The sequence below is a fragment of the Mesorhizobium sp. M0058 genome (genome assembly GCF_040323095.1).
Classification (GTDB): Bacteria; Pseudomonadota; Alphaproteobacteria; order Rhizobiales; family Rhizobiaceae; genus Mesorhizobium.
In genome coordinates, this window is the sequence record NZ_JAMYUQ010000011.1 from 125,034 (window position 1) to 148,898 (window position 23,865).

Here is a 23,865-nt window from a genome sequence, read left to right on the forward strand (position 1 = left end):
TCTCGTTTGAGGGGGTATAGGTTGAGTGCGTCCCGCAGCGACGAATACAGCCGGCTCGCAGCCCTTGTCGCGGCAACGCGAGAGACCAGCGGCGAAATGTTCGGCCAGGCAATGGTCGATTGGCTGAGCCAGCATGTCAGCTTCGACCACTGCGTTATCTTCGGCTATCGCGGCGCATCGCGACCGCCGCTGCTGTTCGAAACCTTCTCGCCGGCCGAGAGCCATGTCTTCGTCACGCTCTATCAGGAAGGACCTTATCTGCTCGACCCATTTCATCACGCGGCGGTGGAGCGCAAGGAGGGGTTCTGGCGCATGCGCGAGCTGGCGCCCGACCGCTTCTATGCCAGCGAGTATTTTCGCACCTACTATAGCCAGACAAGGCTGGCCGAGGAGGTCGGCTTCTTCGTGCCGCTGCCCGGCAAGGATGCGCTGGTGCTGTCGCTGATGCGATTGCACGCCTCGGGTCCCTTCGGCACCGCCGATGCCAGGCTGCTGCGCGACATGGCGCCGGCGGTCATCAACTTCGCCCGGTTGCGCTGGCCCGCACTTTCGGCCGAGGAGCAGGACGAAGCGGAGCAGGGCGAGACGATCGCCGCCGTCAACGAGTTCGACCGCGCCCACATTTGGGAAAGCCTGTCGCTGACCCCGCGCGAAAAGCATGTCGTCGATCTGGTGCTGCAGGGGCATTCCACCGAGTCGATCGCGAGAGCCATGCGCATCGTACCGGGAACGGTGAAGGTTCACCGCCGCAACATCCATCGCAAACTCGGCGTCAAATCCCAGGCCGGGCTGTTCGCCCGCTTCATTGAGATCATCGAGAGCCGGCGTTGAAATCGCTGAGGCAGACATCGTTCACTTGCGGGCGACAGACTGCTACGGATTACCCGAAACCAGTCGCTTCCTCATACGCCCCGGAGAGCAGACGATGGCATTCAGGCGCAGAAAGAACACGGCCGCGATCCCTCGCACGGTGCCGGCTTTCGAGCACATCGTCACCGAGGCGAGCGACAGTTTCCTGTGGCGGCTCGACGACTATCCCTGGGAGCGCAATGTCTGGAATTTTCATCCGGAATACGAGATCCATCTCCTGCGGAAGTCTTCCGGGGTCGCGCTGGTCGGCGATCACATCGGCGAATTCGGGCCGGGCTACCTGAGCATCGTCGGCGGCGGGCTGCCGCATGACTGGGTGACATCGGTGCAACCCGGCGAGCTGATCGAAGGACGCGACATCGTGCTGCAATTCGATCCGCAGCGGCTGCGCGGCTCGGCGGGACTGCTGCCGGAGCTGCGCGAACTGGAACCGTTCCTGGAGCGATCGCTGCGCGGCATCGTCTTCCATGGCCGCGCCGCGCTCGACGGCGCTGCGCTGATGGAACGGATGGGCACCGTGCACGGGCTCGCCCGGTTTTGCCTCTTCCTCGAACTGGTCGATCTGCTGGCCAGGACAGACGAATACGAGCTTTTGTCCTCGCCGGATTTCTCACCCGCGCTCGACGCAACCTCGCTGGACATCATCCAGCGCACGCTGACCTATCTCTTCCAGCATTTCGCCGAGGATCTGAAGCTGCCGGAGGCGGCGGAGCTGGCCGGGATGAGCGAAAGCACGTTTTCGCGCTTCTTCCAGAAGAACACCGGCAACAGTTTCAGCGACCACATCGCCAAGCTCCGGCTCTGGCAAGCCTGCAAGCTGCTGGCGGACACCGATATTCCGATCACCGACATCTGCTTCCAGGTCGGCTACATGAACATCTCCAACTTCAACCGCGCCTTCCTGCGCAAGCACCGGATGACGCCGTCATCCTACCGCAAGCTGTCGAAGCAGCGGATGACGATGCGCGCCTGAAAACCGGCCTTCCTCACTCCATCGGTACTCATGTGACAGAGGCCGTGCAGGCGGGCCGGATTTTGCAGCGCACAATGCATAAAAGTACAGGTCTGCTGCAACGGGGCTTCTAGCGCGGCCTTTAGCAACTCCTCATTTTGGCGATGGGTGGCTTGTCGCTCGGGCGATGGCGAGGATCGCGCAACCGAAGACTTCCGCTTCCTGCGACTGTTCCTGGAGGAGAAAATCAATGAAACCAATTCGGCTCGCTGCGAGCATAAGCGCAGCTTTCATGCTTACCACGACCCTCTCGACCATGGCGCTGGCGGCGCCGGTCTGCTCGGCGCCGGTCAAGGTGCTGGCGCAACCGCGTGACGGGCTGACGCTGCTGGAGGCGTCCAAGGACGAGTTCCAGAAACTGGCCGGCGCCAGCTTCCAGATCGACTATCTCAACGAGAACGACCGCCGGGCGAAATCGCGCGCCGATGCGTCCACGGTGGGCAACTACAACGTCTACTATGTCGACGAAGCCAATGTCGCGCTGTTCGCCTCGTCGAAATGGATCGTGCCGCTCACCGACTATTACCCGGCTGACTACGACTACGCCGATTTCGACCCGGGCCGGCAGAAGGTCGCCACCTATGACGGCAAGGTGTGGTTCGCGCCGCTGACCGGCGGCGGCGACCTGATGGTCTACCGCAAGGACATTCTGGAAGCCGCCGGCATCCAGCCGCCGAAGACGCTGGACGAGTTGATCGCCGACGTGCCGAAGCTGACTGATCCCGACAAGGGCATGTACGGCATCGCGCTGCGCGGCGCGCGTGGCTCGGGCGCCAATGTCTGGCGCTGGATGCCGTTCTTCAAGGCCTATGGCGGAAAATGGTTCGACGGTGACAAGCCGGCTTTCAACTCCGAGGCCGCGGTCAAAGCGACCGAGACCTATCTTAAACTGTTCAAGGATTCAGCGCCCGGCACGCAGACCGGCAGCTGGGATGAATCGACCGGCGCCTTCCTGTCGGGCCAGGTTGCCATCTTGGTCGAATCGACGCCGCTGTCGGGCATGGCGGTCGACCCGAAGACCTCGCAAGTGGTCGGCAAGATCGGCTTCCTGCCGCCGCCCTCGCCACTGACCGGCGGCGGCTACGGCCACGGCCTCGCCATCGCCGCCAAGGCCAATGCCGATGACGCCGCGAAGCAATGCGCCGGCCTGTTCATCGCCTGGGCGACGTCCAAGGAGAACGAGAAGCGCCGGCTCGACGCGCACCAGTTCGGCGAGCTCAACCGCACCAGCGTGCTGTCCAGCAAGGAGTTCGCCGACATCTATGGCGCCGATCTCGGCCAGGCGCTTGCCGATACCGGCAAGGTGACGGCGGTGAACTTCTGGCAGGATCCGCGCTGGCCGGATCTCGGCGACCGCTGGGGCATCATCCTGGAAGAGCTGGTCACCGGCACGCGCACCGACGTCAAGGGCGGCCTCGACGAACTCGAGGCCTACGCCAACGAGCTGGTGAAGAAGAAGTAATCCTCCCGCCCGCGGCGCGCGGTCCACGGCATTCGACCGGATGCCGGGACCTGTGCGCCGCGGGTTCTCCCCAAAAAGGCACAGCCCGAGGATAGGCAATGCGCCGACGCTCTTCCCTGCCCGTGACGTTTCTGGTTCCGACGCTCGCCATTCTTCTGGTGCTGTCGATGGTGCCGACGCTGTACGCCATCGTCATTGCGCTGCAGAACCGCGAGCTGAGCTCGTCGGACTATTCCTGGGTCTGGCTGTCGAACTTCATCGACCTGTTCGCCGACCGGCGTTTCCTCAACGCGGTCTGGGTTTCGGTGAAGTGGGAAATCGTCACCGTGGTGGCGACGATGATGGTGGCGATCGGGCTCGGCGTGCTGATGTTCGAAGTAGCGTCGCCGCGGCTGCGCAACATCTACTGCCTGCTGTTCATCATCCCGGTGCTGTTGCCGCGTGTCTCGGCGGCCTTCGTGTGGAAGTTTGCCTATCATCCGCTCTACGGCATCGCCACCTATCCCTACAGGCTGATCACCGGCGGGCTGATCTTCGACCCGCTGTCGAAGCCGTCGACGGCCCTGTTTGCCGTCGCCTCGGTCGATGTCTGGCAGTGGGGACTGTTCTTCGCGGTCATCGTGCTGAAGCTTCTGGAGACCTTGCCGCCGCAGCCGATCGAAGCGGCGCGGCTCGACCACGCCAAACGCTGGCAGATCCATGCCTATGTGACCTTGCCTATGCTGAAGGCGCCGCTGATCAGCCTGATGTTCGTCAAGATGATCGAATCGCTGCGCTCCTTCGACCTGATTTATGTGATGACGCGCGGCGGGCCGGGCGTGGCGACCGAGACGCTCGACATGTACGCCTTCTCGCAAGGCTTCATCGAATCCGGCAAGGTGTCCTATGCCTCGGCCATGGCGGTGCTGATGATGATCGCGACTGTCATCACCTTCACCATGCTGTGGAAGCGGGTGCAGGCATGAGGCCGTATCGCATGAGACCGGGCCGCCTCATCGGCAAGATCATCCTGGCCTTCGCCGGCTTCATGGCGGTGTTTCCGCTCGCCTGGACGGCGGTCAATTCGCTGAAGAACAATGTCGACATCATCACCCGCGTGCCGCGCCTGGTGTTTACCCCGACCTTCGACAATATCAGCTACATCATCGGCCGCGACAGCGTCATGACCGGTCTCTATAACTCGGTCATTTCCTGCGGCGTCGCCGTGCTGATCGGCGTCATGCTCGGCCTTCCGGCAGCCTATGCGGTGGCGCGCTATCCCAATCGCTTCGCTGGCGACATCCAGTTCTTCGTGTTGTCGCTGCGCTTCCTGCCCCCGGTGGCAGTCGCCATTCCGCTGATGGTGATCTGGCTGCAGATCGGGCTCTACGACACCTTGCCGGCGCTGATCGTCACCTATTCGCTGCTCACCATCTCGGTGATCATGTGGCTCGCCATTCCCGCCTTCCAGGCCGTGCCGAAGGAAATCGAGGAAGCCGCTTTCGTCGACGGTTACGGCGCTTACTCGGTGTTCTGGCGCATTGCGCTGCCGGTAGCGGCGCGCTCGCTGATCGGCGCCGTCGCCTTCAGCTTCGTGCTGGTGTGGAACGAATTCCTGATCGCGCTGATGCTGTCCAGTTCCAACGCCAAGACATTGCCGATCGTCGCTTCCGAACTTTCACAGCAAGGCATGAACGTGCCGTGGGGAATCCTCAACGCCTCGGTCGTGCTGTTGTCGCTACCGCCGCTGCTGTTCCTCGGCGTGCTCAGCGGCTTCCTGAATTCCGTTTTCCGGCAAAAAAAGACTTGATGCGAGGACTTACCTATGCGGGCACTGGTGCTTGAGAAAAAAGGCGAACTGTCGCTGCGCGAGATCGCGCTGCCGCTCGACGTCGGACCGGGCGATGTCAAGATCGCCATCCACACGGTCGGCGTCTGCGGCAGCGACGTGCACTATTACACCCATGGCGCGATCGGCAGCTATGTCGTGCGGGCCCCGATGGTGCTCGGCCACGAAGCCGCGGGAACGATCGTCGAGATCGGCGCCAATGTCGGCACGCTGAAGGTCGGCGACCGCGTCTGCATGGAGCCGGGCGTGCCGAACCTGTCGTCGCGCGCGACCAGGCTCGGCATCTACAATGTCGACCCTGACGTCTCCTTCTGGGCGACGCCGCCTGTGCATGGCGTGCTGGCGCCCTATGCCGTGCACCCGGCCGCCTTCACCTACAGACTGCCGGACAATGTCACCTTCGCCGAAGGCGCGATGGTCGAACCCTTTGCCATCGGCATGCACGCGGCGAGCCGCGCCCGCATCGTGCCTGGCGACGTCGCCGTGGTCGTCGGCTGCGGCCCGATCGGCATCATGATCGCGCTGGCGGCGCTGGCCGGCGGCTGCTCGAAGGTGCTGATCTCCGATTTTTCCGCACCCAAGCTCAAGATTGCCGCGCAATATCCCGGCATCGTGCCGGTCAATATAGGTGAGCAATCGCTGGTCGACGCAGTCTCCGCCGCGACCGACAATTGGGGCGCGGATATCGTGTTCGAGGCGAGCGGCAGCCCGAAGGCATTCGCCGACCTGTTCGATGTCGTGCGGCCGGGCGGCGCGGTGGTGCTGGTCGGACTGCCGGTCGAACCGGTCAGCCTCAACGTTCCGGCGGCGATCTCCAAGGAAGTGCGCATCGAGACGGTGTTCCGTTACGCCAACATCTTCGACCGCGCGCTGCAGCTGATCGCCTCGGAGAAGGTCGACCTCAAGCCGCTGATCACCGGCACTTATGATTTCTCGGACAGCATCGAGGCCTTCGAGCGGGCGGCGCAAGGCAAGCCGCAAGACGTCAAGCTGCAAATCCTTCTTACCGGCGAGAAGGGCTGACCATGTCCGCGATCGTTTGCTCCCATGTCGACAAGGCTTACGGCGCCACCACCGTCATCCGCGACCTCAATCTCTCGATCGAGGAGCACGAATTCGTCGTATTCCTCGGCCCGTCCGGCTGCGGCAAGTCGACCTTGCTCAGGATGCTGGCCGGACTGGAAGATATCAGCGGCGGGGAAGTGTCGATCGGCGGCAAAGTGGTCAACGATCTCGAGCCCGGCGAGCGCGGCATTGCCATGGTTTTCCAGAACTATGCGCTCTACCCGCATATGACGATCTTCGACAACATCGCCTTTGGGCTCAAGCGACAGAAAGTGCCCCCGGCCGAGATCCGGAAGCGGGTCGAGGCGGTGGCAAAGACGCTCGGCCTCGAACCTTACCTCGCCCGCAAGCCGACCGAACTTTCCGGCGGCCAGCAGCAGCGCGTGGCGATTGCGCGCGCCATGATCAAGACGCCGAAAGTGTTCCTGTTCGACGAGCCGCTGTCCAATCTCGATGCCAAGCTGCGCAACCACATGCGGGTCGAGATCGCCCGGCTGCATCAGTCGCTGAAGACCACCACCGTCTATGTCACCCACGATCAGTTGGAAGCGATGACGCTGGCCGACCGGATCGTGCTGCTCAGGGATGGCGTTATCGAACAGATCGGCTCGCCTGCGGAGATCTATCGCCAGCCGGGCAATCTGTTCGTCGCCGGCTTCATCGGTACGCCGAACATGAATTTCATCGACGTGGCCGTCGGGCGGAAGGACGAACGCTGGACGCTGACAGGCGGCGGCTCGACCTTCTCCATAGAAGGCTCGGGCTTCGATCTGCGCGGCGTCCAGCGCGCCGTGCTTGGAATCCGACCGCCGGACCTGAAGACCGCCGGCGCTCAGAGCATCAATCTTCTGCAAGGCACCGCCGACCTCATCGAGTTCCATGGCAATGACGCGCTGGTGACGTTCGCCTGCGGCGGCAAGGAGGTCGGCGCGTTGATATCGGCCCGCGAATGCCCGGCGTTGCGCGCGCCTGTGCGCTATACGTTCGAGGAGGAGAGCGTGCATCTGTTCGACGCGGCGACCGGCGCATCCTTGCGCCGGCGAGAGGAGGCCTAGATTTGGTACGCAATTCCGGACGGAAAACCGTTTCACACTTTTCCTGGAATTCCTCTAGCTGATGGCGTCGAGCTCCTGCCGCTGGCGGTGCATTTCGAGGAAAATCTTGTAGTCGCGGTCGAAGCGGCCTGAAGCGGCCGGGTTCGAGGTGCGCGCCCTGCCGCCTTGCTGCATGGCGACGCAAGCGGCATTCAGGTCCGGGAACAGACCGGCCGCGGTGGCGGCGACCATGCCGGTGCCGAGCAGAACGGCTTCGTCGGCCAGCGGCTCGATCACCGCGCAGCCGGTCGCGTCGGCATAAAGCTCCATCAGCAACGGGTTCTTGGTGTGGCCGCCGGTGACGTGCAGCGTGTCGATGAGATAGCCGTTCTCGTTCAGCGCCTCCAGCACATGGCGCACGCCGAGTGCGATGCCGACGGCGGTGCGCCAATACAGCTTGCACAGACTGTCGAAGGAGGAATCCAGCGTCAGCCCGCTGACCACGCCGACGGCATGCGGGTCGGCAAGCGGCGAGCGGTTGCCGTGGAAATCCGGCAGTACATGCAACCTCGCCGCCAGCTTGTCGCCTTCGGTGCTGCGCAGTTCAGCGACGCGCCTGGCGATCTTGGCATGCATGGCCGCATCCGGCTCGCCGCCGGCGCCATGCCAGCGAATGATGTGGTCGAGCAAGGCACCAGTGGCCGACTGTCCGCCTTCCGACAGCCACAGCTTTGGCAGTGCCGCACCATAGTATGGACCCCAGACGCCGGCGAAAGGCTGCGGGTCGGGCGACATCGCCATGACGCAGGACGAGGTGCCGGCGATCAATGCCAGATGGCGGCCGATATTCTGCTCGTCGCCAGCAAAGCCGCCGAGCACGCCAAGCGCGCCGGCATAGGCATCGATGACGCCGGCGCCGACCCGACAGTTTTCGCTCAAGCCCAACTCCGCCGCCGCTTCAGGGGTGAGCGTGCCGATGTCGGCACCGACAGCACTTGCCTTCTCCGGCAGGCTGCCGTGTTCGAACAGATCGCCAAGCCCGACCCTGTCGAAGAAGTCACTGCGCCAGCCGGTTTCCTCATGCGCCAGATAGGTCCATTTGGCGGTCAGCGTGCATTGCGAGCGCGCCAGCGACCCGGTCGCCTTCCAGGTCAGGAAATCGGTGAGGTCGAACAGGTAGCCGGCTTCATGCCAAGTTCCCGGCAGATTGCGCTTCAGCCACATCAGCTTCGGCGTCGCCATTTCCGGCGACATGACGCCACCGATATAGTCGAGTACGGCGTGGCCGCTATCGGTGCATTCATCTGCCTCGGCGATGGCGCGATGGTCGAGCCAGACGATGGTGTCCCAGCGCCGTTCGCCCGTCACCGAGACGCTGAGCTGGCCGGCATTCCTGTCCAGCACCACCAGCGAGCAGGTGGCGTCGAACGACATGCCGACAATATCGCCGGCTGACACACCGGCCTTTTCGCGCGCGGCACGCACCGCGATGCAGACCGCCGACCAGATATCCTGCGAATTGTGCTCGGCGTGATCGGCCTTCGGCTGGTTCATGACGATCGGATGCTCGGCGCGGCCGAGCAAGGTGCCTGACGTATTGAGAATGCCCGCGCGGGCGCTCCCGGTGCCGACATCGACCGCGCAAACGAAGCTTTTCGTCAAGATGCTTTTACTCTCGCTCCCTAGAGCCGGATGATTTCAGGTCTGTTCGACCTGAAATCTGAATCCGTCTCTAAATCAAAGAAGTAGAGCATGATGTCGTCCGAAAACCGCTTCACACTTTTCGGCATCATGCTCTAGCCTGCAATCAGATCGGGCAATTGCAGCATGTCCGCGAATATAAAGTCCGGTTCACTCGACGCAAGCCGCGCTTTCAAGGCCGGGTTGCCGGCGTGCGAACCGCCGGTGAAAGCAAAGACGCGCATACCGGCCGCACGCGCCGCCGCGATGCCGGCAGGGCTGTCCTCGATTACGATGCAATTACCGGGATGCGCGCGCATAGCAGCGGCGGCATGGAGAAAAAGATCCGGCGCCGGCTTGCCGCGCGCGACCATGGCAGCGCTGAACAGATGGGGCTCGAGCAGGCCGAGCAGGCCGGTAACGTCGAGCGCATAGCGAATGCGGTCGAGCGTGCCGGAGGAAGCGACGCAGCAGGGCACGCCCAGCTTCGGCAGGATGTCGCTGATGCCGGGAATCGGCTTCAGCTCCTCGCGGAATTTGCGCATCAGCTCGACGCGCATATCGGTCAGGTGCACGTCGGTGATGTCGGTGGTGAAATCGCGAAGAAGTATCTCGCGCACGCTCTTCATGCTCTTGCCGAGGAAATGCTCGTAGGCCGCATCCTCGCTGACCGAGCCCCCGGCGGCAGAGATCATGCCGAGCAGAGCCGAAACCGACAGCGCCTCGCTGTCGACCAGCACGCCGTCACAGTCGAAGATGACCAGTTCGGGCGTCATTGCGGCTGGCGTCAGAGCTTGCCGGAGATGTAGCGCGTCAGCGTCGCGCGCGTGCCATTCGCCCACAAGACGTTGAGCGCATGGGCAAAGGCCTCGGCGAACGCCGCCGAGCGGCCGACATCGCCATAGATGTCCTCCATCGCAAGCCAGGCGCCGGGCGCATCCTTCGCCGCCTTGGCGGTTGCCTGCAGCCGGTCCCAGCTGGGATCGTTGGCTTCGATGTCGGCGCCGCTGTCGGTGGTGCCGAAGCAATAGCGGCACCACAGCGCCGATTCCAGCGCGAGACCCGCAACGCTCTTCCCGGCTTTCAGCCGGTCGGCGATGGTCGGGATGATGAATTTCGGCTGCCGGTTGGAACCGTCGAGGCAAAGCCGGCGGATGGTGTCGCCGATCTTCGGGTTGGAAAAGCGGTGCTCGATGAGCTGGTAATAATCCTCCAGCACGGTGTCCGGCACCGGCGGCACGGTCGGGATGATCTCGTCATGCTCGAGCTTGGCGAGGAAGCCGCGCACCAGCGGCTCCTGCATCGCCTCATGGACGAAATGGATGTCCATCAACCCTGCGGGATAAGCGATCGTGGCATGACCGCCATTGAGGATGCGGATCTTCATCAGCTCATAGGGCGCGACATCCCTCACGAATTGCACACCGACCTTTTCCAGCGGCGGGCGGCCGTCGGTGAAACGGTCTTCCAGCACCCATTGCTTGAACGGCTCGCAGAACACCGGCCAGTTGTCCTCGAGGCCGAACTCGGTGGCGAGAATGCCGCGCTCGCGGTCGGAGGTGGCGGGGGTGATGCGGTCGACCATGCCGTTGGGAAAGGCGACATTGTCGCTGACCCAGTTTGCCAGATCCTCGTCGATCAGCCGGGCGAGGCCGATGACGCCATCCGAGGTGACATGGCCATTGTGAGGGATGTTGTCGCAGGACATGACGGTGAACGGCACGATGCCGTCGGCCCGGCGGCGCATCAGCCCGGCCAGGATGAGGCCGAACACCGTCTTCGGCGTCGTACCTGCCTGCGCGTCGGCAACGATATCAGGATGGGTCGGGTTGAACTTTCCCGAGGCCGGATCGATGAAATACCCGCCTTCGGTGATGGTCAGCGAGACGATCTTGATCGCCGGATCGGCGAGCTGGTCGATGATCGCATCCGCATCGCCGGGCGTCAGGAAATCGATCATGACGCCGGTGACGCGGGCGCTCATATGGTCGGAATCCTGCTCGACCACGGTGGTCAGCCAGTCCTGCTCCTGCAGCTTGGAACGACCGATTTTTTCGCCCTCGAAGACCCCGGCGCCGACCAGCGCCCAGTCATGGCCGATGCCTGCATTGAAGAGATCGTCGAGGTAGACCGCCTGATGCGACCGATGGAAATTGCCGACGCCGAAATGGACGATACCGGGTTTGAGCCTGGAGCGATCATATCTGGGACCGGCGACCTTGGCGGGGAGTTCCGAGAGGATCGAGGAGGAGAGTTTCACGGTCATTTTTCTACCCTTTTGGCCGGGCTGCGGCCTTCGTGATCCCGGCCCATCAACTCATCCATTGGCCGCCATCGACATTGTAGGTCTGGGCGACGATGTATTCGGCGTCGTCGCTGGCCAGGAAGACCGCCATGCCGGTCAGGTCCTCCGGCTTGCCCATGCGGCCATAGGGCACGCCCTCACCGACCAGCCGCCTCTTCTCGCCTTTCGGCCGGTTCTCATATTTGGCGAACAGCGCATCGACCTCATCCCACATATCGCTGTCGACGACGCCGGGCGCGATGCCATTGACGTTGATGCGGTGCTTGATCAGATCGAGCCCGGCGGACTGGGTCAGCGAAATCACCGCGGCCTTGGTGGCGCAATAGACGGCGACCAGCGGCTCGCCGCGGCGTCCTGCCTGGCTGGCGATGTTGATGATCTTGCCGCCCTTGCCCCTTGCGATCATCGAACGCGCCGCTGCCTGCAGCATGAACAAGGTGCCGGCGACGTTGACGGAGAACAATTTGTCGTAGCTTGCTTTGGTGATCTCGACGATCGGCGCCAGGTCGAACAAAGCAGCGTTGTTGATCAGTATGTCGAGGCCGCCGGTCTTTGTTTCGACCGCATTGACCGCCGCCTGGATCGAAGCGAGGTCGCTGACGTCGAGCCTGACCGGATAGGCGTTGGCGCCAATCTCGGCGACCGTCTTTTCGGCAGCCGCCAGATTGATATCGGCAATGGCCACCGTGGCGCCCTCGCGGGTGTAGGCTTCGGCAAAAGCCCTGCCGATGCCGCGCGCGGATCCGGTGATCAGCGCCGATTTGCCTTTCAGTCTCACTGCGTCAGCGCCTTTCCATCGGGGCCGAAGCGATGCATGCGGACCTTGTCCGGCGTCAAATAGATGGTGTCGCCGTGGCGTACGGCCAGTTCGCCATCGGCGCGTACCGTCAGCGGACCGACGCCGTCGGCCTGGACATGCAGGAAGGTGTCGGAGCCCAGATGCTCGGCGACGCCGACGAGGGCTTTCCAGTCACCCGCTGTGGTCGATATCCCCATATGCTCAGGACGAATGCCGATGGTCTTGGCGTTGTATTTGGCCGCCGGCGCACCTTCGATCAGGTTCATTTTCGGCGAACCGATGAAGCCCGCCACGAATAGGTTCTTCGGCGACTTGTAGAGTTCCATCGGCGAGCCGACCTGTTCGATGTTGCCGGCGTTGAGCACGACGATCTTGTCGGCCATGGTCATGGCTTCGATCTGGTCGTGGGTGACGTAGACCATCGTCGTCTTGAGCTGATGGTGGAGCTCGCTGATTTCGAGCCGCATGGTGCCGCGCAGTGCGGCATCGAGGTTGGACAGCGGCTCGTCGAACAGGAAGGCCGAGGGCTGGCGCACGATGGCGCGGCCGATGGCGACGCGTTGCCGCTGGCCGCCGGAGAGCTGGCCGGGCCGGCGTTCGAGATAGTTGGTGAGGTTGAGGACCCGGGCTGCGTCCTTCACCTTCTTGTCGATCGTCGCCACATCCTCGCCCGCCATCTTCAGCGGGAAGCCGATGTTCTTGGCCACCGTCATATGCGGATAGAGCGCATAGGACTGGAATACCATGGCCAGCTTGCGCTTGGCCGGCGCCTCGCCGGTGACGTCACGGCCATCGATGTTGATGGTGCCCCCGCTGGTGTCCTCGAGCCCGGCAATGAGGCGCAGCAACGTGGACTTGCCGCAACCCGACGGCCCGACGAAGACGACGAACTCGCCATTCTCGATGACGAGGTCGAGGCCTGGAATGATGACCGTCGATCCGAAATGCTTGGAGACGTTCTTGAGCGTGATGTTTCCCATGGTTTCCTCCCCGAGGGGTTATTTGGCCGGATTGCTTCAGGCAACGTCCGTTATTTTACCGCGCCGAATGTCAGGCCGCGCACCAGCTGCTTCTGGCTGAACCAGCCCATGATCAGGATGGGGGCGATGGCCAGCGTCGAGGCCGCCGAAAGCTTGGCCCAGAACAGGCCTTGCGGGCTCGAGAACGAACTGATGAAGGCCGTCAGCGGCGCCGCCTCGGTGGTGGTCAGGCGGATGGTCCAGAAGGCTTCGTTCCACGCCAGGATGATGTTGAGCAGCATGGTCGATGCGATGCCCGGCACGGCCATGGGGGTCAGCACATAGACGATCTCGCCCCACAAGGTGGCGCCGTCCATGCGTGCCGCTTCCAGGATCTCGCCGGGGATTTCGCGGAAGTAGGTGTAGAGCATCCAGATCACGATGGGCAGGTTGATCAGCATCAGCATGATCATCAGGCCGATGCGGCTGTCGAGCAGTCCGGCATCGCGGAAGATGAGGTAGATCGGGAACAGCACGGCAACCGCCGGCATCATCTTGGTCGAGAGCATCCACATCAGGATGTCCTTGGTCCACTTGCCCGGCGAGAAGGCCATCGACCAGGCGGCCGGAACCGCGACTATCAGGGCCAGGATGGTCGAGCCGACCGAGAGCAGCACCGAGTTGAAGAAGAACTTGAAGTAGCCGCTCTGCGCCTGGACCTCGGTATAGCTCTCGAACGTCCCCGACGGGATCAGCGCGAAGCCCTGGATGGCCTCCTGCTCCGACTTGAACGAGGTGATGATCGTGTAGAGGATCGGGAAGAAGATCAGCAGCGCGACGATCCAGGCGGCGCCTGTCGCAATGACCTTGTGTTGGGTGGTGACTGCACGTGCCATCGTATCCTCCCTTACTTGTCCAGGTTCTTGCCAACCGCGCGCATGGCGAAGAAGGCGACGATGTTGGCGAGAATGACGGCGATGACACCGCCGGCCGATGCCTGGCCGATTTTGAACTCCAGCAATGCCTTCTGGTAGACGAGGAAGGGCAGGTTGGTGGAGGCATAGCCGGGTCCGCCATTGGTGGTGACCAGGATCTCGGCATAGACCGACAGCAGGAAGATGGTCTGGATCAGGATGACGACGGTGATGGCGCGCGACATGTGCGGCAGCGTCAGATAGATGAAGCGGCTGACGAAGCCGGCGCCGTCCATCTCGGCGGCTTCCTTCTGCTCGCCGTCGAGCGACTGCAATGCGGTCAGCAGGATCAGCGTGGCGAAGGGAAGCCATTGCCAGGCGACGATGATGATGATGGCCAGCATCGGATGCTGCCCGAACCAGTCGATCGGTTGAGCCCCGAAGAAGCGCGCAATGTCGGCAAAGACGCCGTATTGCGGGTGCATGATCATGTTCTTCCAGACAAGTGCAGCCACCGGCGGCATGACGAAGAACGGAGAGATGACGAGGATGCGGACGATCCCCTGTCCCCACATCGGCTGATCGATCAACAGCGCCAGCATGATGCCTCCGATGACGGTGATCAGCAGCACGCTGCCCACCAGGACCAGCGTGTTGAGGATCGACTGCAGGAATGCCGGGTTGGAATAGAACAGCGAGTAATTCGAGAACCAGACAAACCCGTCGCGGATCGGATTGAGCGGATTGTACTGCTGGAAGGAGAACCAGATCGTGAGTGCCAGCGGCACGATCATCCAGACGAACAGCAGCACCACGGATGGCGCCAACATAAAGCGGGCAAGCGAACGGGTCTGCTGAGTAGCCATGACGGTCACCCTTCACTAGTCGGACTGAATTTTCACAGCGGGGAAAAAGCGGCCGCCCGAACTGGGACTCGGGCGGCCATCGCCGGTCAGGAGGCGACCGGCGTTCGGCACCGGGAGGAGCCTTACTTGATATAACCGCCTTCGGTCATGGTCGCCGTGGCGGCGTCCTGCGCCTGCTTGAGCGCGTCGTCTACGCTGGTCTGGCCGGCGAGCGCCGCCGAGAACAGCTGGCCAACGGTTGTGCCGAGGCCCTGGAACTCAGGAATGGCGACGAACTGCACACCGACATAGGGCACCGGCTTGACCGTCGGATGCGCCGGATCGGCGGCATTGATCGAGTCCAGCGTCATCTTGGCGAACGGGGCCGCCTTCTGGTACTCGGGATTGGCGTAGAGCGAGGAACGCGTTCCCGGAGGAACGTTGGCCCAGCCTTCCTTGGAAGCGACCAGTTCCGCATAGTGCTTGCTGGTCGCCCATGAGACGAACTTCTGGGCGGATTCCGCCTTCTGCGTGCCTGCGGGGATCGCCAGCGACCATGCCCAGAGCCAGTTGGCGCGCTTGCCGAGGCCATTGTCCGGCGCCAAAGCATAACCGACCTTGTCGGCCACCTTCGAGGCCTTCGGATCCGAGACGAAGGACGCCGCCACGGTGGCGTCGATCCACATGCCGCACTTGCCCTGCTGGAACAGAGCCAGATTCTCGTTGAAGCCGTTGGACGAAGCGCCTTCCGGACCGTCGGCCTTCATCAGGTCGACATAGAACTGCAGTGTGTTCTTCCATTCCGGCTGGTCGAACTGCGGCTTCCAGTTCTCGTCGAACCAGCGGGCGCCAAACGAGTTGGACATGGCCGTCAGGAACGCCGTGTTCTCGCCCCAGCCGGCCTTGCCGCGCAGGCATACGCCGTTCACGCCATTGGCGCGGTCGGTCATCTTGTCGGCCGCCTGCTTGATGAAGTCCCAGGTCGGGGCGTCGGGCATCTTCAGCCCCGCCTTCTCGATCAGGTCCTTGCGGTACATGACGAAGGAGCTTTCGCCGTAGAAGGGCGCTGCATAGAGCTTGCCGTCGACCGACAGGCCGCCGGCGATGGCCGGGATGATGTCCTTGGCGTCATAGTCGTCGCCGAGCTTGTCGAGCGGCAACAGCCAGTTCTGCTTGGCCCAGATCGGAACTTCGTAGGTGCCGATGGTCATGACGTCGTACTGACCGCCCTTGGTTGCGATGTCGGTGGTGACGCGCTCGCGCAGCACGTTCTCTTCGAGCGTGACCCAGTTCAGCTGGATGTCGGGGTTCGCCTTGGTGAAGTCGTCCGTCAGCTTCTGCATGCGGACCATGTCGCCATTGTTGACCGTGGCGATGGTGATGGATTCGGCGTGTGCGGCAAAAGCGAAAGCGCTGGCCGACAACAAGCCCAAAGTGAGCGTGCGCAGTTTCATCAAATTCCTCCCATGAACCAAGATGAGCATTTGCCTTGGTAATGGGCAATTACTCACTTGGTGTTAATTATGTCAAGCCGGATTCGATGCTGCAGCGCAGCACACGGGGCAGGTGCGACATTGCGCGCGTAGAGGATATTGAATGGATTTGGGAAGCTGTTTGCACGGGATGTGAGAGCGGGTTGATGCCGACCCATCGCAACCCAATCATGGGCCCAGCCCGTCAGCCGTGGGACGGGTAGCTTCCCACGGAATATTCGAAAACCCTGCCGTCGCGTGTTTGCTTGGCTCTGGTCAGCACTTCCGTCACCTGGATCCAGCTGGGCTCGTCCTTGCGCAGCCTAACTTCCCGGCCGATTACCTTCACGGCAGCTTGAAACGGCGTAAATGCTTCGATCACGTGCGTCGTGCGCACGGTGTTGTTTTCGATTTCTTCGACGCGATAGACTTTCATCAGCCGGCTGATCGACCCTGTTTCAATCTGCAGACGATTGATCCTGCTCAATTGGGTCGTCACAAGCACAAGCCTATGCCGGGCGAGTGATATCGACAGCGTTTTTGTCAAGCTTGGTTAACCGAGTGGCCCGATCGCAGCTGTTTGTCCGCGGAAGCGAGCATTCGTCGCGGATCCATGGCTCGCTTTGCATCTCGGAAATCAATCCGCGAATCGCTCGCCCTCAGGCGCAGGCGATCTCGGCCAGGATCCAGTCCCGGAAGGCTTTTATCTTCGGCACGTTGCGACGCGCCGTCGGGTAGACCAGCCAATAGGCGTGGCCGTCGTCGCCGACCAGGTCGAAGGGCTGGATCAGGCGGCCGGCGGCGAGCTCGGTCTTGAACAATGCGGTGGTCAGGATCGCAACACCATGGCCGGCGATGGCCGCGTTCGCCTCATAGGCCTGCGCGCCCATGCTGGTGCCGGTGCGCCTGGCAAGTTCGTCCGCCGGGACGCCGGCAAGGGCGAACCATTCCCGCCACCAGATGTCGCCGGGATCGAGAATGGGCAGCTTGAACAGGTCGGCGGGTTCGTGGACGCCACCTATGGTGGCAGCGAGTGCCGGGCTCAGCACCGGGGTGAAATCGGCCTTGAACAAAAGATGGGTCTCCACTCCAGGCCACTTGCCGCTGCCGGAGCGGATAGCGATGTCCATGTCCTCGCGGGCAAAATCGATCACCCTGTTCGAGGTATCGACGCGCACCGCCAGCGACGGATGCGCGACCTGGAAGGAGCCGAGATGCTGCGCCAGCCAGTTCGAGGCAAAGGTCAGCAGCGTCGAGACGCACAGCACACCATCGGCGCCCCCACGCGCGGCGGAGTAGGCGCTTGAGAGCAGGCTGAACGCCTCGCTGACGGCGGGCGCCAGGCGCTGGCCGGGTTCGGTCAGCACGATCTGGCGCGGCTGGCGCAGGAACAGCGGCGAACCGATGCGCTCTTCCAGAAGCTTGATCTGATAGCTGGCCGCGGCCTGCGTCATGCCGAGTTCCTGCGCGGCCTTGGTGAAGGAGAGATGCCGCGCGACGGCTTCGAAGACCCTGATGGCCTGCAGCGGCGGCAACTGGGCGAGCTGTGGTGCCTTGAGATCGGGCATAAGCCCTCCTTATGGGTCGTGATCGACGTTTGATTGGCGGCAAGAGCCAATCAGGCCGATATCTGGTGTCAACGATCAATCAAGTTCAAGCATAGCGGAGGCTGAAGATCATGACCACGGTACAGCAAAAACTCCATTCCACCCCGGCGCAGAGCTGGTTTTCCCTGCTGGCGCATGAATTCTCCCTGCTTGTGCACCGCCGGCGCGGCTACATCGACGTCCGGGAGCTGTCGCCGCATTTGCAGCGCGACATGGGCTTCCTCGACGGCAACGACCCGTCCGGGCGCTGCAAATAACGTGTTGGATTTTATCGATGGGCTGCTTAATTGGTAATCAGGCACCGTCGAGCAGGGCCGTGGCGGTCCGCTCGTCGGTGATGAGGCCATTGACCAGCCGGCGGTTCACCGCGGCCAGGATGCCCGGCAATTTGCGCTCGCCCATGGCGAGCGCAATGACCAGCGACTTTTCGCGTGACGGCAAGGCTGCCGACGATACCCGGTCGTTGGTGATGCCCTCGATCATGCGGCCTTCCCGATCGAACACCCAGCCGACGATCTCGGCGACGCCGCCAGCCTTTTGCAACGCCTTCAACTCGCTTTCCGAGATAAAACCGTCCTCGTAGAGCGGCGCCTTCGGGCCGAGATCGCCGATGCCGACAAAGGTCACGTCGGCTTCCGCGGCCAGCGCCAGCGTCGGTTGGATCATCGGCTGGGCAAGCAGCATCTCGCGCTCTTCCGGCGACGAGGCGATGACCGGCAGCGGCATCGGGAACGAGCGCGCCTTGACCCGGTCGGCCATGGTGAAGATGACGTTGTAGAAGGCGGCCGAACCGTCGGGCGAGATGTTGCCGGTCAAGGACACAACCTTGTGCTGCGAGCATTCCATCGGCGGCAATTGCTCGATCGCCGCCTTCAGCGTGCGGCCGGTGCCGATGGCCAAGACGATGGGCGTCGGTGACCGCAGCCGCCGCTCGATCTCGGCCGCGGCCGCCTCGGCAATGCCGATCGTGGTCGAGGATGAGGTTGGATCGCTCGGCACCACTTCGACGAGGTCGAGCGCGAAGCGTGACTTCAGTCTAGCTGCGAGATCAAGGCAATTGGCGATCGGGTGATCGACGCGAACCTTGATCAGCCCCTCCGACACCGCCAGCGACACCAGCCGCTGCGCCGTCTGCCGGGAAATGCCGAGCGTGGCGGCGATCTGGTCCTGGGTGTTGCCGGCAACATAATAAAGCCAGCCGGCGCGCGCTGCCTCGTCCAGCCTGCTGCTGCCGCCATCTTGCCGCGAATTCAAAATGTGCCTCCAGCCCTGCCCCTTTGCGCGCCCTTGGGCGAAGCGTCGTAGTCTTGCAGGGAATGTGTCGGCGCGCAATTGTTCAATCGGGAAGACAATTGCTTGCTGCTTCGATCCGGCCGCCGCGCGGCAACCAACCCAGCGAAAATCGCCAGCGGACGGGCTCGGCAGTTTATCTCCTGATACAAACGCTTTAAGGGGATCGGCAAAGGAGCCTCGCATGACGCCGAAAGCGGTTTTCTGGGATATGGACGGCACGCTGGTCGACAGCGAGCCGCTGCACGAGGCGGCCTTGGTGGCGGCGCTGCGCAGCGTCGGTATCACGCCGCCGGCCGACCTGCATGAGCGGGTGCTGGGCGTCGCCGCCGCACCGGTCTACGAGATGCTGCGCAGCGAGTTCGGCCTCGACCTGCCCTTCGACGACTGGATCGTGCGCAAATACGATCACTACATGCCGATGGCCGAGACGCTGAAGCCGCGCCCCGGCGCGATCGAAGTGTTCAACGAGTTGCGCGCGCTCGGCGTGCAGCAGGCGGTGGTGTCCAATTCCGACCGGGTGATCGTCGATGCAAATCTGAGCGCCGTCGGCCTGATCTATCCCGGCATGCGCACGATCAGCCGAAACGACGTGCGCGAAGGCAAGCCGCATCCCGAACCATTCCTGCGCGCCGCGTGGCTGGCCGGCGTCGATCCTTCAGACGCGGTGGCCGTCGACGACAGCGTTACCGGCGCCACATCAGGCCTGGCCGCGGGGATGCGGACGATCTTCTGGCCGGAAGCGCCGATGGCAGGACCGAAGGGCGCTGTCGTGATCAACAGTGCGGAAGAGTTGCGGGCTCAGTTGGGACTCTGAGTGAGCCTATGAACGTCGGCGCTGCCCCTCATCCCCCTGCCGGGACCTTCTCCCCGTGAACGGGGAGAAGGGTGAACTCATTCAGCTGCGGTACACCGGCTCCTCCTCGTCGAGGATCGCCTTCAGCTCGGCCAGGTGACGCTCCGCCTGGCCGGGATAGTCGTCCATTTCGCTGGCGGCCTTTTCGGCAATGGCGTCGGAGAGCGTGCGCAGCGGCCGGCCGGTCCACAGCGCCTTGATGTAGGTCTCGGCGGCGCGTTCGAAATAGAACATGCGGTTGAAGGCGTCGGCAACGGTGTCGCCGATGACCATGACGCCGTGATTGCCCATCACCATCACCTTGACCTTAGGGTCGGTGAGCAGTTGCGAGCAGCGCTCGCCCTCTTCCTCGAAGGCCAGCCCGCCATAATGGGCGTCGACGACGTGGCGGTTGAAGAACATGGCCGAGTTCTGGTCGATCGGCGGCAGAGTCGAGTCGGCCAGCGATGCAAGCACAGTGGCATGAATGGAATGCACATGCATGGCGCAGCGCGCATGCGGCACGTTGCGGTGAATGGCGCCGTGCAGACCCCAGGCAGTCGGGTCGGGCGCGTCGGGGCCGGTCAGCGTCTCGGGATCGTTGGCGTCGATCAGCAAAAGGTCGCTCGCCTTGATGCGCGAGAAATGCACCTGGTTGGGGTTCATCAGGAATTTGCTGCCGTCCTCGTTGACCGACAGCGAGAAGTGGTTGGCCACGGCTTCATGCATGTTGAGCCGCGCCGTCCAGCGGAAGGCGGCGGCGAGGTCGACGCGCTCCTCATAATAGGGCAGGTTGGTCAGCGGCTCTTTCTGCAAACGGGCGATGCTCATCAAAAAATCCTCCATTTCCCCAAGAATGCCGCGCCCAATGCCGACCAGCAACCGGTAAGTACTGGGTCAGGCCGCCGAGCGGGCCGACTGCAGCCCGCCATGTTCGACGATGAAGTCGATGACTTCCTGCAGTCCCTTGCCGCGCGACAGGTCGGTGAAGCCGAACGGGCGCTTGCCCCGCATTCGGGCGGCGTCGCTCTCCATGACATCGAGGTTGACGTTCACATAGGGCGCCAGATCGCTCTTGTTGATGACCAGGAAATCGGAACGGGTGATCGCCGGCCCGCCCTTCCTGGGGATTTCCTCGCCCTGGCAAACCGAGATGACATAGAGGGTCAGGTCGGCAAGGTCCGGCGAGAAGGTGGCGGCAAGATTGTCGCCGCCGGATTCGATGAAGACGATGTCGAGATCGGGGAATTTCCTGTTCAGCTCGGCGATCGCCTGCAAATTGATCGAGGCGTCCTCACGGATGGCGGTGTGCGGGCAGCCGCCGGTCTCCACGCCGACGATGCGGTCCTCAGGCAGCGCCTGCAGGCGAGCCAGCATCATGGCGTCTTCCTTGGTGTAGATGTCGTTGGTGACGACGGCGATGGAGAAATCGTCGCGCAGCGCCTTGCAGAGCTTTTCGGTTAGCGTCGTCTTGCCGGAGCCGACGGGACCGCCGATGCCGATGCGCAGGGGACCGTTGGCCTGAGTCATAGCGAAAAATCCGTCATGCCGAAAAACTCCGTGATGGCGAGGATGGCGAAGCTGAGCCCGATCAACAGGCAGAGCGGCGAATAGAAGCTGACATCGAGCCGCGCAAAAGGCTGTTCCGGCGCCAGACGGCGCCACCACGGCGTGAAGCCGGCAATGCCGCGGCCGAGGAAGACCAGCCCTATGAGCAGCGCTGTGGCGGCAAGGCCTTCCCTTGGAAAGGGGGTGGCGAAGACCCCGGTCAGCGCCAGCGGCCACAGGGTTGCGAGGCACAGGCACGCGGCAACGGCGAAACAGGCAAACGGCGTCGGCATCTCGTCGATGCCGCGAAAGCCGACGACGGCGTGGGCGCAGGAGACGCCGTCCCTGCCCGGCCAGATGCCGCCAAGGCCCCAATAGACATGCAGCGCGGTGATCAGCAGCAGGACGGCCGAGAGGGCGAAGGCGAGGACGATCATGAGCGGAACAGCCTGGAATACTGCGTCTCGTGCTTCATCGCCATGATGTCGGAGATGAAGGCGCAGCCGCCGAGATCGTCCAATGTCGAGCCGGCGGCGCACGCGGCCGTCGACAGCGCCAACGGCTCGAAGCCGGCGAGCAAGGCCATAGCGTCCGTCTGGCCGACGATTCCGAGTCGGATCGCCGCCTGGACGAGGTTGGAGAAGAAGGCCTGCAGGAAGGCCGACATCGCGTCCTGAAGCGCGATGCCGTTGCCGCCGGCAACGGCGCCGACGGCGACACAGTAGGCGCATTCGGCCGGCAGGCGGCCCAACACCGGATTCGCCCAAGCCGCTGCCGCTTTCAGGAAGGCGGCGCCTTGCAGCATGGTTTCGGTGTGACGCTCACGCGAGCCGGCCAGCGCTTCGGCGAGATCGGCAATTTCATGGAGATCGCCGCCGTCGCGGGCGCGGCGCCAGGCTTCCGTGAAGAGCACGGCGTCGTTCCAGCCCGAGCCCATCTCGACCAGCGTCTCCAGCCAGAAGGCGAGGCTGGCGGTATCGGCAACCAGCCCGTCTTGCCCGGCGCGTTCGAGACCATGGCTGTAGGCAAAGCCGCCGACCGGAAAGGCCGGCGACAGCCACGCCATGAGCCGCAGCAAAGCGATGCCGGATGGCTGGTCAGTCATGATCGTGATGATGCCCGTCATGGGAATGGCTGTGCGAATGCGACTCGCTGTGTGCGTGGGAACGTCCATCATGGGAATGCGCTTCGGCGTGCGCATGCGCATGGCCATGATCGTGACCATGCGCACCTTGGGCGGAATAGGCGCCGCGCACCGGCTCGAACGGTTCGGAGACTTCGCGCACCGTGGCGCCCAGCCCTTCCAGCATAGCCTTGATGACATGGTCGCGCAAAATCAGGATGCGGCCGGGCTCGATCGCTGCCGCCAGATGGCGGTTGCCGATATGCCAGGCGAGTTCGGTCAGATGCACGGCGTGGCGGGCGCGGATGTCGTAGACCTCTTCGGGAGCCGCGGTGATCTCGACCTGGCCGCCATCCTCCAACTCCAGCCGGTCGCCATCGTTCAAGGTCACAGGTTTCGGCAGGTCGACCAGCACCTTGCTGCCGTCGGCAAGCTCGATGGCACGGCGGCGCAGATGGCGCTCGTCATGGGGCAGGACGGCACGGCCGGATGGCGGCGTAGTTCCGGCAGTGCCGGCAGGCACCACCGAGACGGCCCGGGGGAACTTGGTGAAGTCGGTGTTCAGGTTGAGTTTCATCGCATGGCTCCACCGTTAGCCTGGGCTCTCGCACGGGCAGGCCGCGCCAGGACGCGGTCAAAATACGCGTTGACGCGCTCGGACTCGATCGGGAATTTTCCGGCGCGGGCCCAGCCGCCCATGTCGCCCAACAGCACGTCGACGGCGGAAAACCGGTCGCCCAGCGCAAACTCCCGATCCCCCAGCCGGCCGTCGAGCGCCTTGGCCTCCGAGGCGAAATCGTAGGCGGTGGCGGGGCCGACATCGACCCGCACGCCCTTCGGCAACAGGAAGCGGTGGCGCAGCTTGTTCCACAGCGGCGCTTCGAATTCGCTCTGGGCAAAATGCATCCAGGAATCCATCTCGGCGCGTCCGGCCACACCTGGATTGGCGCCCATGCCTTTGTCGGCGTGCTTGTCGGCGAGATAGACGCAGATTGCCGCCGAATCGGTCACCGTCAGTTCGCCATCGATCAGGATCGGCACCTTGCCCGACGGGTTGAGCGCATAGGCTTCGGGCGAACGCAATTTGACCTCGACGAATTCATAGGGCTGCCCGAGTTCCTCGAGCATCCACAGAACGCGGCTGACGCGGGATCCACGCGATCCGATAGCCTTGTACATGGTCGAACCCTCTTTCCTGCGACCCTAAACCATAGCCA

26 protein-coding genes are annotated in these 23,865 nt (G+C 63.2%); 9 read left to right on the forward strand and 17 right to left on the reverse strand.

Going from position 1 to position 23,865, the window contains the following annotated elements; all coding sequences use genetic code 11:
• Positions 1-21: 21 nt before the first annotated feature.
• The 7 genes from NKJ75_RS20165 to NKJ75_RS20195 all read left to right on the forward strand — a co-directional run bounded on the left by NKJ75_RS20165 (position 22) and on the right by NKJ75_RS20195 (position 7,292).
• Positions 22-831, forward strand: coding sequence for a helix-turn-helix transcriptional regulator (locus tag NKJ75_RS20165; protein ID WP_023725984.1), 810 nt, complete (start codon positions 22-24; stop codon positions 829-831).
• Positions 832-925: 94 nt separating this feature from the next.
• Positions 926-1,843: an AraC family transcriptional regulator gene (locus tag NKJ75_RS20170; protein ID WP_023671262.1), complete on the forward strand. Its 918-nt coding sequence runs from the start codon at positions 926-928 to the stop codon at positions 1,841-1,843.
• A gap of 229 nt (positions 1,844-2,072) precedes the next feature.
• The gene (locus NKJ75_RS20175; protein ID WP_023693095.1) at positions 2,073-3,344 is read left to right on the forward strand and encodes an ABC transporter substrate-binding protein; all 1,272 of its coding nucleotides are present in this window, start codon (positions 2,073-2,075) and stop codon (positions 3,342-3,344) included.
• Between the two features lie 98 nt (positions 3,345-3,442).
• Positions 3,443-4,309 carry a carbohydrate ABC transporter permease gene (locus tag NKJ75_RS20180; protein WP_023683583.1) on the forward strand — a complete coding sequence of 289 codons (867 nt, stop codon included), beginning with the start codon at positions 3,443-3,445 and terminating at the stop codon, positions 4,307-4,309.
• A gap of 11 nt (positions 4,310-4,320) precedes the next feature.
• A complete protein-coding gene (locus tag NKJ75_RS20185) occupies positions 4,321-5,133 on the forward strand; it encodes a carbohydrate ABC transporter permease (RefSeq protein ID WP_023671259.1) in 813 nt (270 codons plus the stop codon).
• 15 nt (positions 5,134-5,148) lie between these two features.
• Positions 5,149-6,195 (forward strand): NAD(P)-dependent alcohol dehydrogenase, encoded by a 1,047-nt coding sequence (locus NKJ75_RS20190; protein ID WP_352500092.1) that lies wholly within the window; start codon positions 5,149-5,151, stop codon positions 6,193-6,195.
• Between the two features lie 2 nt (positions 6,196-6,197).
• Entirely contained in the window at positions 6,198-7,292 is a 1,095-nt protein-coding gene (locus NKJ75_RS20195; protein ID WP_352500093.1) for an ABC transporter ATP-binding protein, read from the forward strand.
• A 54-nt stretch (positions 7,293-7,346) separates the two neighbouring features.
• On the opposite strand, the gene NKJ75_RS20200 is transcribed toward NKJ75_RS20195, so the two are convergent.
• From NKJ75_RS20200 to NKJ75_RS20245, 10 genes are all read right to left on the reverse strand, one after another.
• Entirely contained in the window at positions 7,347-8,933 is a 1,587-nt protein-coding gene (locus NKJ75_RS20200; RefSeq protein ID WP_352500094.1) for an FGGY-family carbohydrate kinase, read from the reverse strand.
• A 134-nt stretch (positions 8,934-9,067) separates the two neighbouring features.
• Complete coding sequence (locus NKJ75_RS20205; RefSeq protein WP_352500095.1) at positions 9,068-9,727, reverse strand: HAD family hydrolase; 660 nt, start codon at positions 9,725-9,727, stop codon at positions 9,068-9,070.
• 11 nt (positions 9,728-9,738) lie between these two features.
• On the reverse strand, positions 9,739-11,217 hold the full coding sequence (locus NKJ75_RS20210) for a mannitol dehydrogenase family protein (protein WP_023689169.1): 1,479 nt from the start codon (positions 11,215-11,217) through the stop codon (positions 9,739-9,741).
• 46 nt (positions 11,218-11,263) lie between these two features.
• The gene (locus NKJ75_RS20215; RefSeq protein WP_023745865.1) at positions 11,264-12,034 is read right to left on the reverse strand and encodes an L-iditol 2-dehydrogenase; all 771 of its coding nucleotides are present in this window, start codon (positions 12,032-12,034) and stop codon (positions 11,264-11,266) included.
• Positions 12,031-13,035 (reverse strand): ABC transporter ATP-binding protein, encoded by a 1,005-nt coding sequence (locus tag NKJ75_RS20220; RefSeq protein ID WP_023689168.1) that lies wholly within the window; start codon positions 13,033-13,035, stop codon positions 12,031-12,033. The genes NKJ75_RS20215 and NKJ75_RS20220 overlap by 4 nt, the downstream gene beginning before the upstream one ends.
• A gap of 50 nt (positions 13,036-13,085) precedes the next feature.
• A complete protein-coding gene (locus NKJ75_RS20225; RefSeq protein ID WP_023671250.1) occupies positions 13,086-13,910 on the reverse strand; it encodes a carbohydrate ABC transporter permease in 825 nt (274 codons plus the stop codon).
• A gap of 11 nt (positions 13,911-13,921) precedes the next feature.
• Positions 13,922-14,794 carry a carbohydrate ABC transporter permease gene (locus NKJ75_RS20230; RefSeq protein WP_023671249.1) on the reverse strand — a complete coding sequence of 291 codons (873 nt, stop codon included), beginning with the start codon at positions 14,792-14,794 and terminating at the stop codon, positions 13,922-13,924.
• Positions 14,795-14,916: 122 nt separating this feature from the next.
• Positions 14,917-16,227, reverse strand: coding sequence for an ABC transporter substrate-binding protein (locus tag NKJ75_RS20235; RefSeq protein WP_023745866.1), 1,311 nt, complete (start codon positions 16,225-16,227; stop codon positions 14,917-14,919).
• A gap of 223 nt (positions 16,228-16,450) precedes the next feature.
• Positions 16,451-16,732, reverse strand: coding sequence for a hypothetical protein (locus NKJ75_RS20240; RefSeq protein ID WP_023745867.1), 282 nt, complete (start codon positions 16,730-16,732; stop codon positions 16,451-16,453).
• A 172-nt stretch (positions 16,733-16,904) separates the two neighbouring features.
• Complete coding sequence (locus NKJ75_RS20245; RefSeq protein ID WP_023671245.1) at positions 16,905-17,813, reverse strand: LysR substrate-binding domain-containing protein; 909 nt, start codon at positions 17,811-17,813, stop codon at positions 16,905-16,907.
• Positions 17,814-17,923: 110 nt separating this feature from the next.
• Between NKJ75_RS20245 and NKJ75_RS20250 the strand changes: the two genes are divergently transcribed.
• The gene (locus tag NKJ75_RS20250; RefSeq protein ID WP_023745868.1) at positions 17,924-18,109 is read left to right on the forward strand and encodes a hypothetical protein; all 186 of its coding nucleotides are present in this window, start codon (positions 17,924-17,926) and stop codon (positions 18,107-18,109) included.
• 37 nt (positions 18,110-18,146) lie between these two features.
• Here NKJ75_RS20250 and NKJ75_RS20255 read toward each other — a convergent pair whose 3' ends face one another.
• The gene (locus tag NKJ75_RS20255; protein ID WP_023689163.1) at positions 18,147-19,106 is read right to left on the reverse strand and encodes a sugar-binding transcriptional regulator; all 960 of its coding nucleotides are present in this window, start codon (positions 19,104-19,106) and stop codon (positions 18,147-18,149) included.
• A gap of 220 nt (positions 19,107-19,326) precedes the next feature.
• On the opposite strand from NKJ75_RS20255, the gene NKJ75_RS20260 reads away from it, so the two are divergent.
• Positions 19,327-19,959 carry an HAD family hydrolase gene (locus tag NKJ75_RS20260; protein WP_023671242.1) on the forward strand — a complete coding sequence of 211 codons (633 nt, stop codon included), beginning with the start codon at positions 19,327-19,329 and terminating at the stop codon, positions 19,957-19,959.
• A gap of 81 nt (positions 19,960-20,040) precedes the next feature.
• Here the strand turns inward: NKJ75_RS20260 and NKJ75_RS20265 are convergent, their stop codons facing one another.
• From NKJ75_RS20265 to NKJ75_RS20290, 6 genes are all read right to left on the reverse strand, one after another.
• Positions 20,041-20,808 carry a class II aldolase and adducin N-terminal domain-containing protein gene (locus NKJ75_RS20265; protein ID WP_023689162.1) on the reverse strand — a complete coding sequence of 256 codons (768 nt, stop codon included), beginning with the start codon at positions 20,806-20,808 and terminating at the stop codon, positions 20,041-20,043.
• Between the two features lie 66 nt (positions 20,809-20,874).
• Positions 20,875-21,507, reverse strand: coding sequence for an urease accessory protein UreG (gene ureG, locus NKJ75_RS20270; protein ID WP_023689161.1), 633 nt, complete (start codon positions 21,505-21,507; stop codon positions 20,875-20,877).
• Positions 21,504-21,962 carry a DUF3995 domain-containing protein gene (locus NKJ75_RS20275; RefSeq protein ID WP_023689160.1) on the reverse strand — a complete coding sequence of 153 codons (459 nt, stop codon included), beginning with the start codon at positions 21,960-21,962 and terminating at the stop codon, positions 21,504-21,506. Before NKJ75_RS20275 ends, ureG begins: the two co-directional genes overlap by 4 nt.
• Positions 21,959-22,630 (reverse strand): urease accessory protein UreF, encoded by a 672-nt coding sequence (locus NKJ75_RS20280; RefSeq protein WP_023742265.1) that lies wholly within the window; start codon positions 22,628-22,630, stop codon positions 21,959-21,961. The genes NKJ75_RS20275 and NKJ75_RS20280 overlap by 4 nt, the downstream gene beginning before the upstream one ends.
• Positions 22,623-23,225 (reverse strand): urease accessory protein UreE, encoded by a 603-nt coding sequence (gene ureE, locus NKJ75_RS20285; RefSeq protein ID WP_352500096.1) that lies wholly within the window; start codon positions 23,223-23,225, stop codon positions 22,623-22,625. The genes NKJ75_RS20280 and ureE overlap by 8 nt, the downstream gene beginning before the upstream one ends.
• Positions 23,222-23,827 carry a glutathione S-transferase family protein gene (locus NKJ75_RS20290; protein WP_352443573.1) on the reverse strand — a complete coding sequence of 202 codons (606 nt, stop codon included), beginning with the start codon at positions 23,825-23,827 and terminating at the stop codon, positions 23,222-23,224. Before NKJ75_RS20290 ends, ureE begins: the two co-directional genes overlap by 4 nt.
• Positions 23,828-23,865 lie beyond the last annotated feature (38 nt).

Excerpts from the sequence above, each read along its gene's own strand:
- NKJ75_RS20275 (WP_023689160.1), bottom strand. The coding sequence starts at position 21,962 with ATGATCGTCCTCGCCTTCGCCCTCTCGGCCGTCCTGCTGCTGATCACC.
- ureE (WP_352500096.1), bottom strand. The coding sequence starts at position 23,225 with ATGAAACTCAACCTGAACACCGACTTCACCAAGTTCCCCCGGGCCGTC.
- NKJ75_RS20245 (WP_023671245.1), bottom strand. The coding sequence starts at position 17,813 with ATGCCCGATCTCAAGGCACCACAGCTCGCCCAGTTGCCGCCGCTGCAG.
- NKJ75_RS20225 (WP_023671250.1), bottom strand. The coding sequence starts at position 13,910 with ATGGCACGTGCAGTCACCACCCAACACAAGGTCATTGCGACAGGCGCC.
- NKJ75_RS20230 (WP_023671249.1), bottom strand. The coding sequence starts at position 14,794 with ATGGCTACTCAGCAGACCCGTTCGCTTGCCCGCTTTATGTTGGCGCCA.
- ureG (WP_023689161.1), bottom strand. The coding sequence starts at position 21,507 with ATGACTCAGGCCAACGGTCCCCTGCGCATCGGCATCGGCGGTCCCGTC.
- NKJ75_RS20220 (WP_023689168.1), bottom strand. The coding sequence starts at position 13,035 with ATGGGAAACATCACGCTCAAGAACGTCTCCAAGCATTTCGGATCGACG.
- NKJ75_RS20260 (WP_023671242.1), top strand. The coding sequence starts at position 19,327 with ATGACGCCGAAAGCGGTTTTCTGGGATATGGACGGCACGCTGGTCGAC.
- NKJ75_RS20250 (WP_023745868.1), top strand. The coding sequence starts at position 17,924 with ATGACCACGGTACAGCAAAAACTCCATTCCACCCCGGCGCAGAGCTGG.
- NKJ75_RS20210 (WP_023689169.1), bottom strand. The coding sequence starts at position 11,217 with ATGACCGTGAAACTCTCCTCCTCGATCCTCTCGGAACTCCCCGCCAAG.
- NKJ75_RS20205 (WP_352500095.1), bottom strand. The coding sequence starts at position 9,727 with ATGACGCCCGAACTGGTCATCTTCGACTGTGACGGCGTGCTGGTCGAC.
- NKJ75_RS20175 (WP_023693095.1), top strand. The coding sequence starts at position 2,073 with ATGAAACCAATTCGGCTCGCTGCGAGCATAAGCGCAGCTTTCATGCTT.
- NKJ75_RS20235 (WP_023745866.1), bottom strand. The coding sequence starts at position 16,227 with ATGAAACTGCGCACGCTCACTTTGGGCTTGTTGTCGGCCAGCGCTTTC.
- NKJ75_RS20290 (WP_352443573.1), bottom strand. The coding sequence starts at position 23,827 with ATGTACAAGGCTATCGGATCGCGTGGATCCCGCGTCAGCCGCGTTCTG.
- NKJ75_RS20180 (WP_023683583.1), top strand. The coding sequence starts at position 3,443 with ATGCGCCGACGCTCTTCCCTGCCCGTGACGTTTCTGGTTCCGACGCTC.
- NKJ75_RS20280 (WP_023742265.1), bottom strand. The coding sequence starts at position 22,630 with ATGACTGACCAGCCATCCGGCATCGCTTTGCTGCGGCTCATGGCGTGG.
- NKJ75_RS20170 (WP_023671262.1), top strand. The coding sequence starts at position 926 with ATGGCATTCAGGCGCAGAAAGAACACGGCCGCGATCCCTCGCACGGTG.
- NKJ75_RS20265 (WP_023689162.1), bottom strand. The coding sequence starts at position 20,808 with ATGAGCATCGCCCGTTTGCAGAAAGAGCCGCTGACCAACCTGCCCTAT.
- NKJ75_RS20190 (WP_352500092.1), top strand. The coding sequence starts at position 5,149 with ATGCGGGCACTGGTGCTTGAGAAAAAAGGCGAACTGTCGCTGCGCGAG.
- NKJ75_RS20195 (WP_352500093.1), top strand. The coding sequence starts at position 6,198 with ATGTCCGCGATCGTTTGCTCCCATGTCGACAAGGCTTACGGCGCCACC.
- NKJ75_RS20185 (WP_023671259.1), top strand. The coding sequence starts at position 4,321 with ATGAGACCGGGCCGCCTCATCGGCAAGATCATCCTGGCCTTCGCCGGC.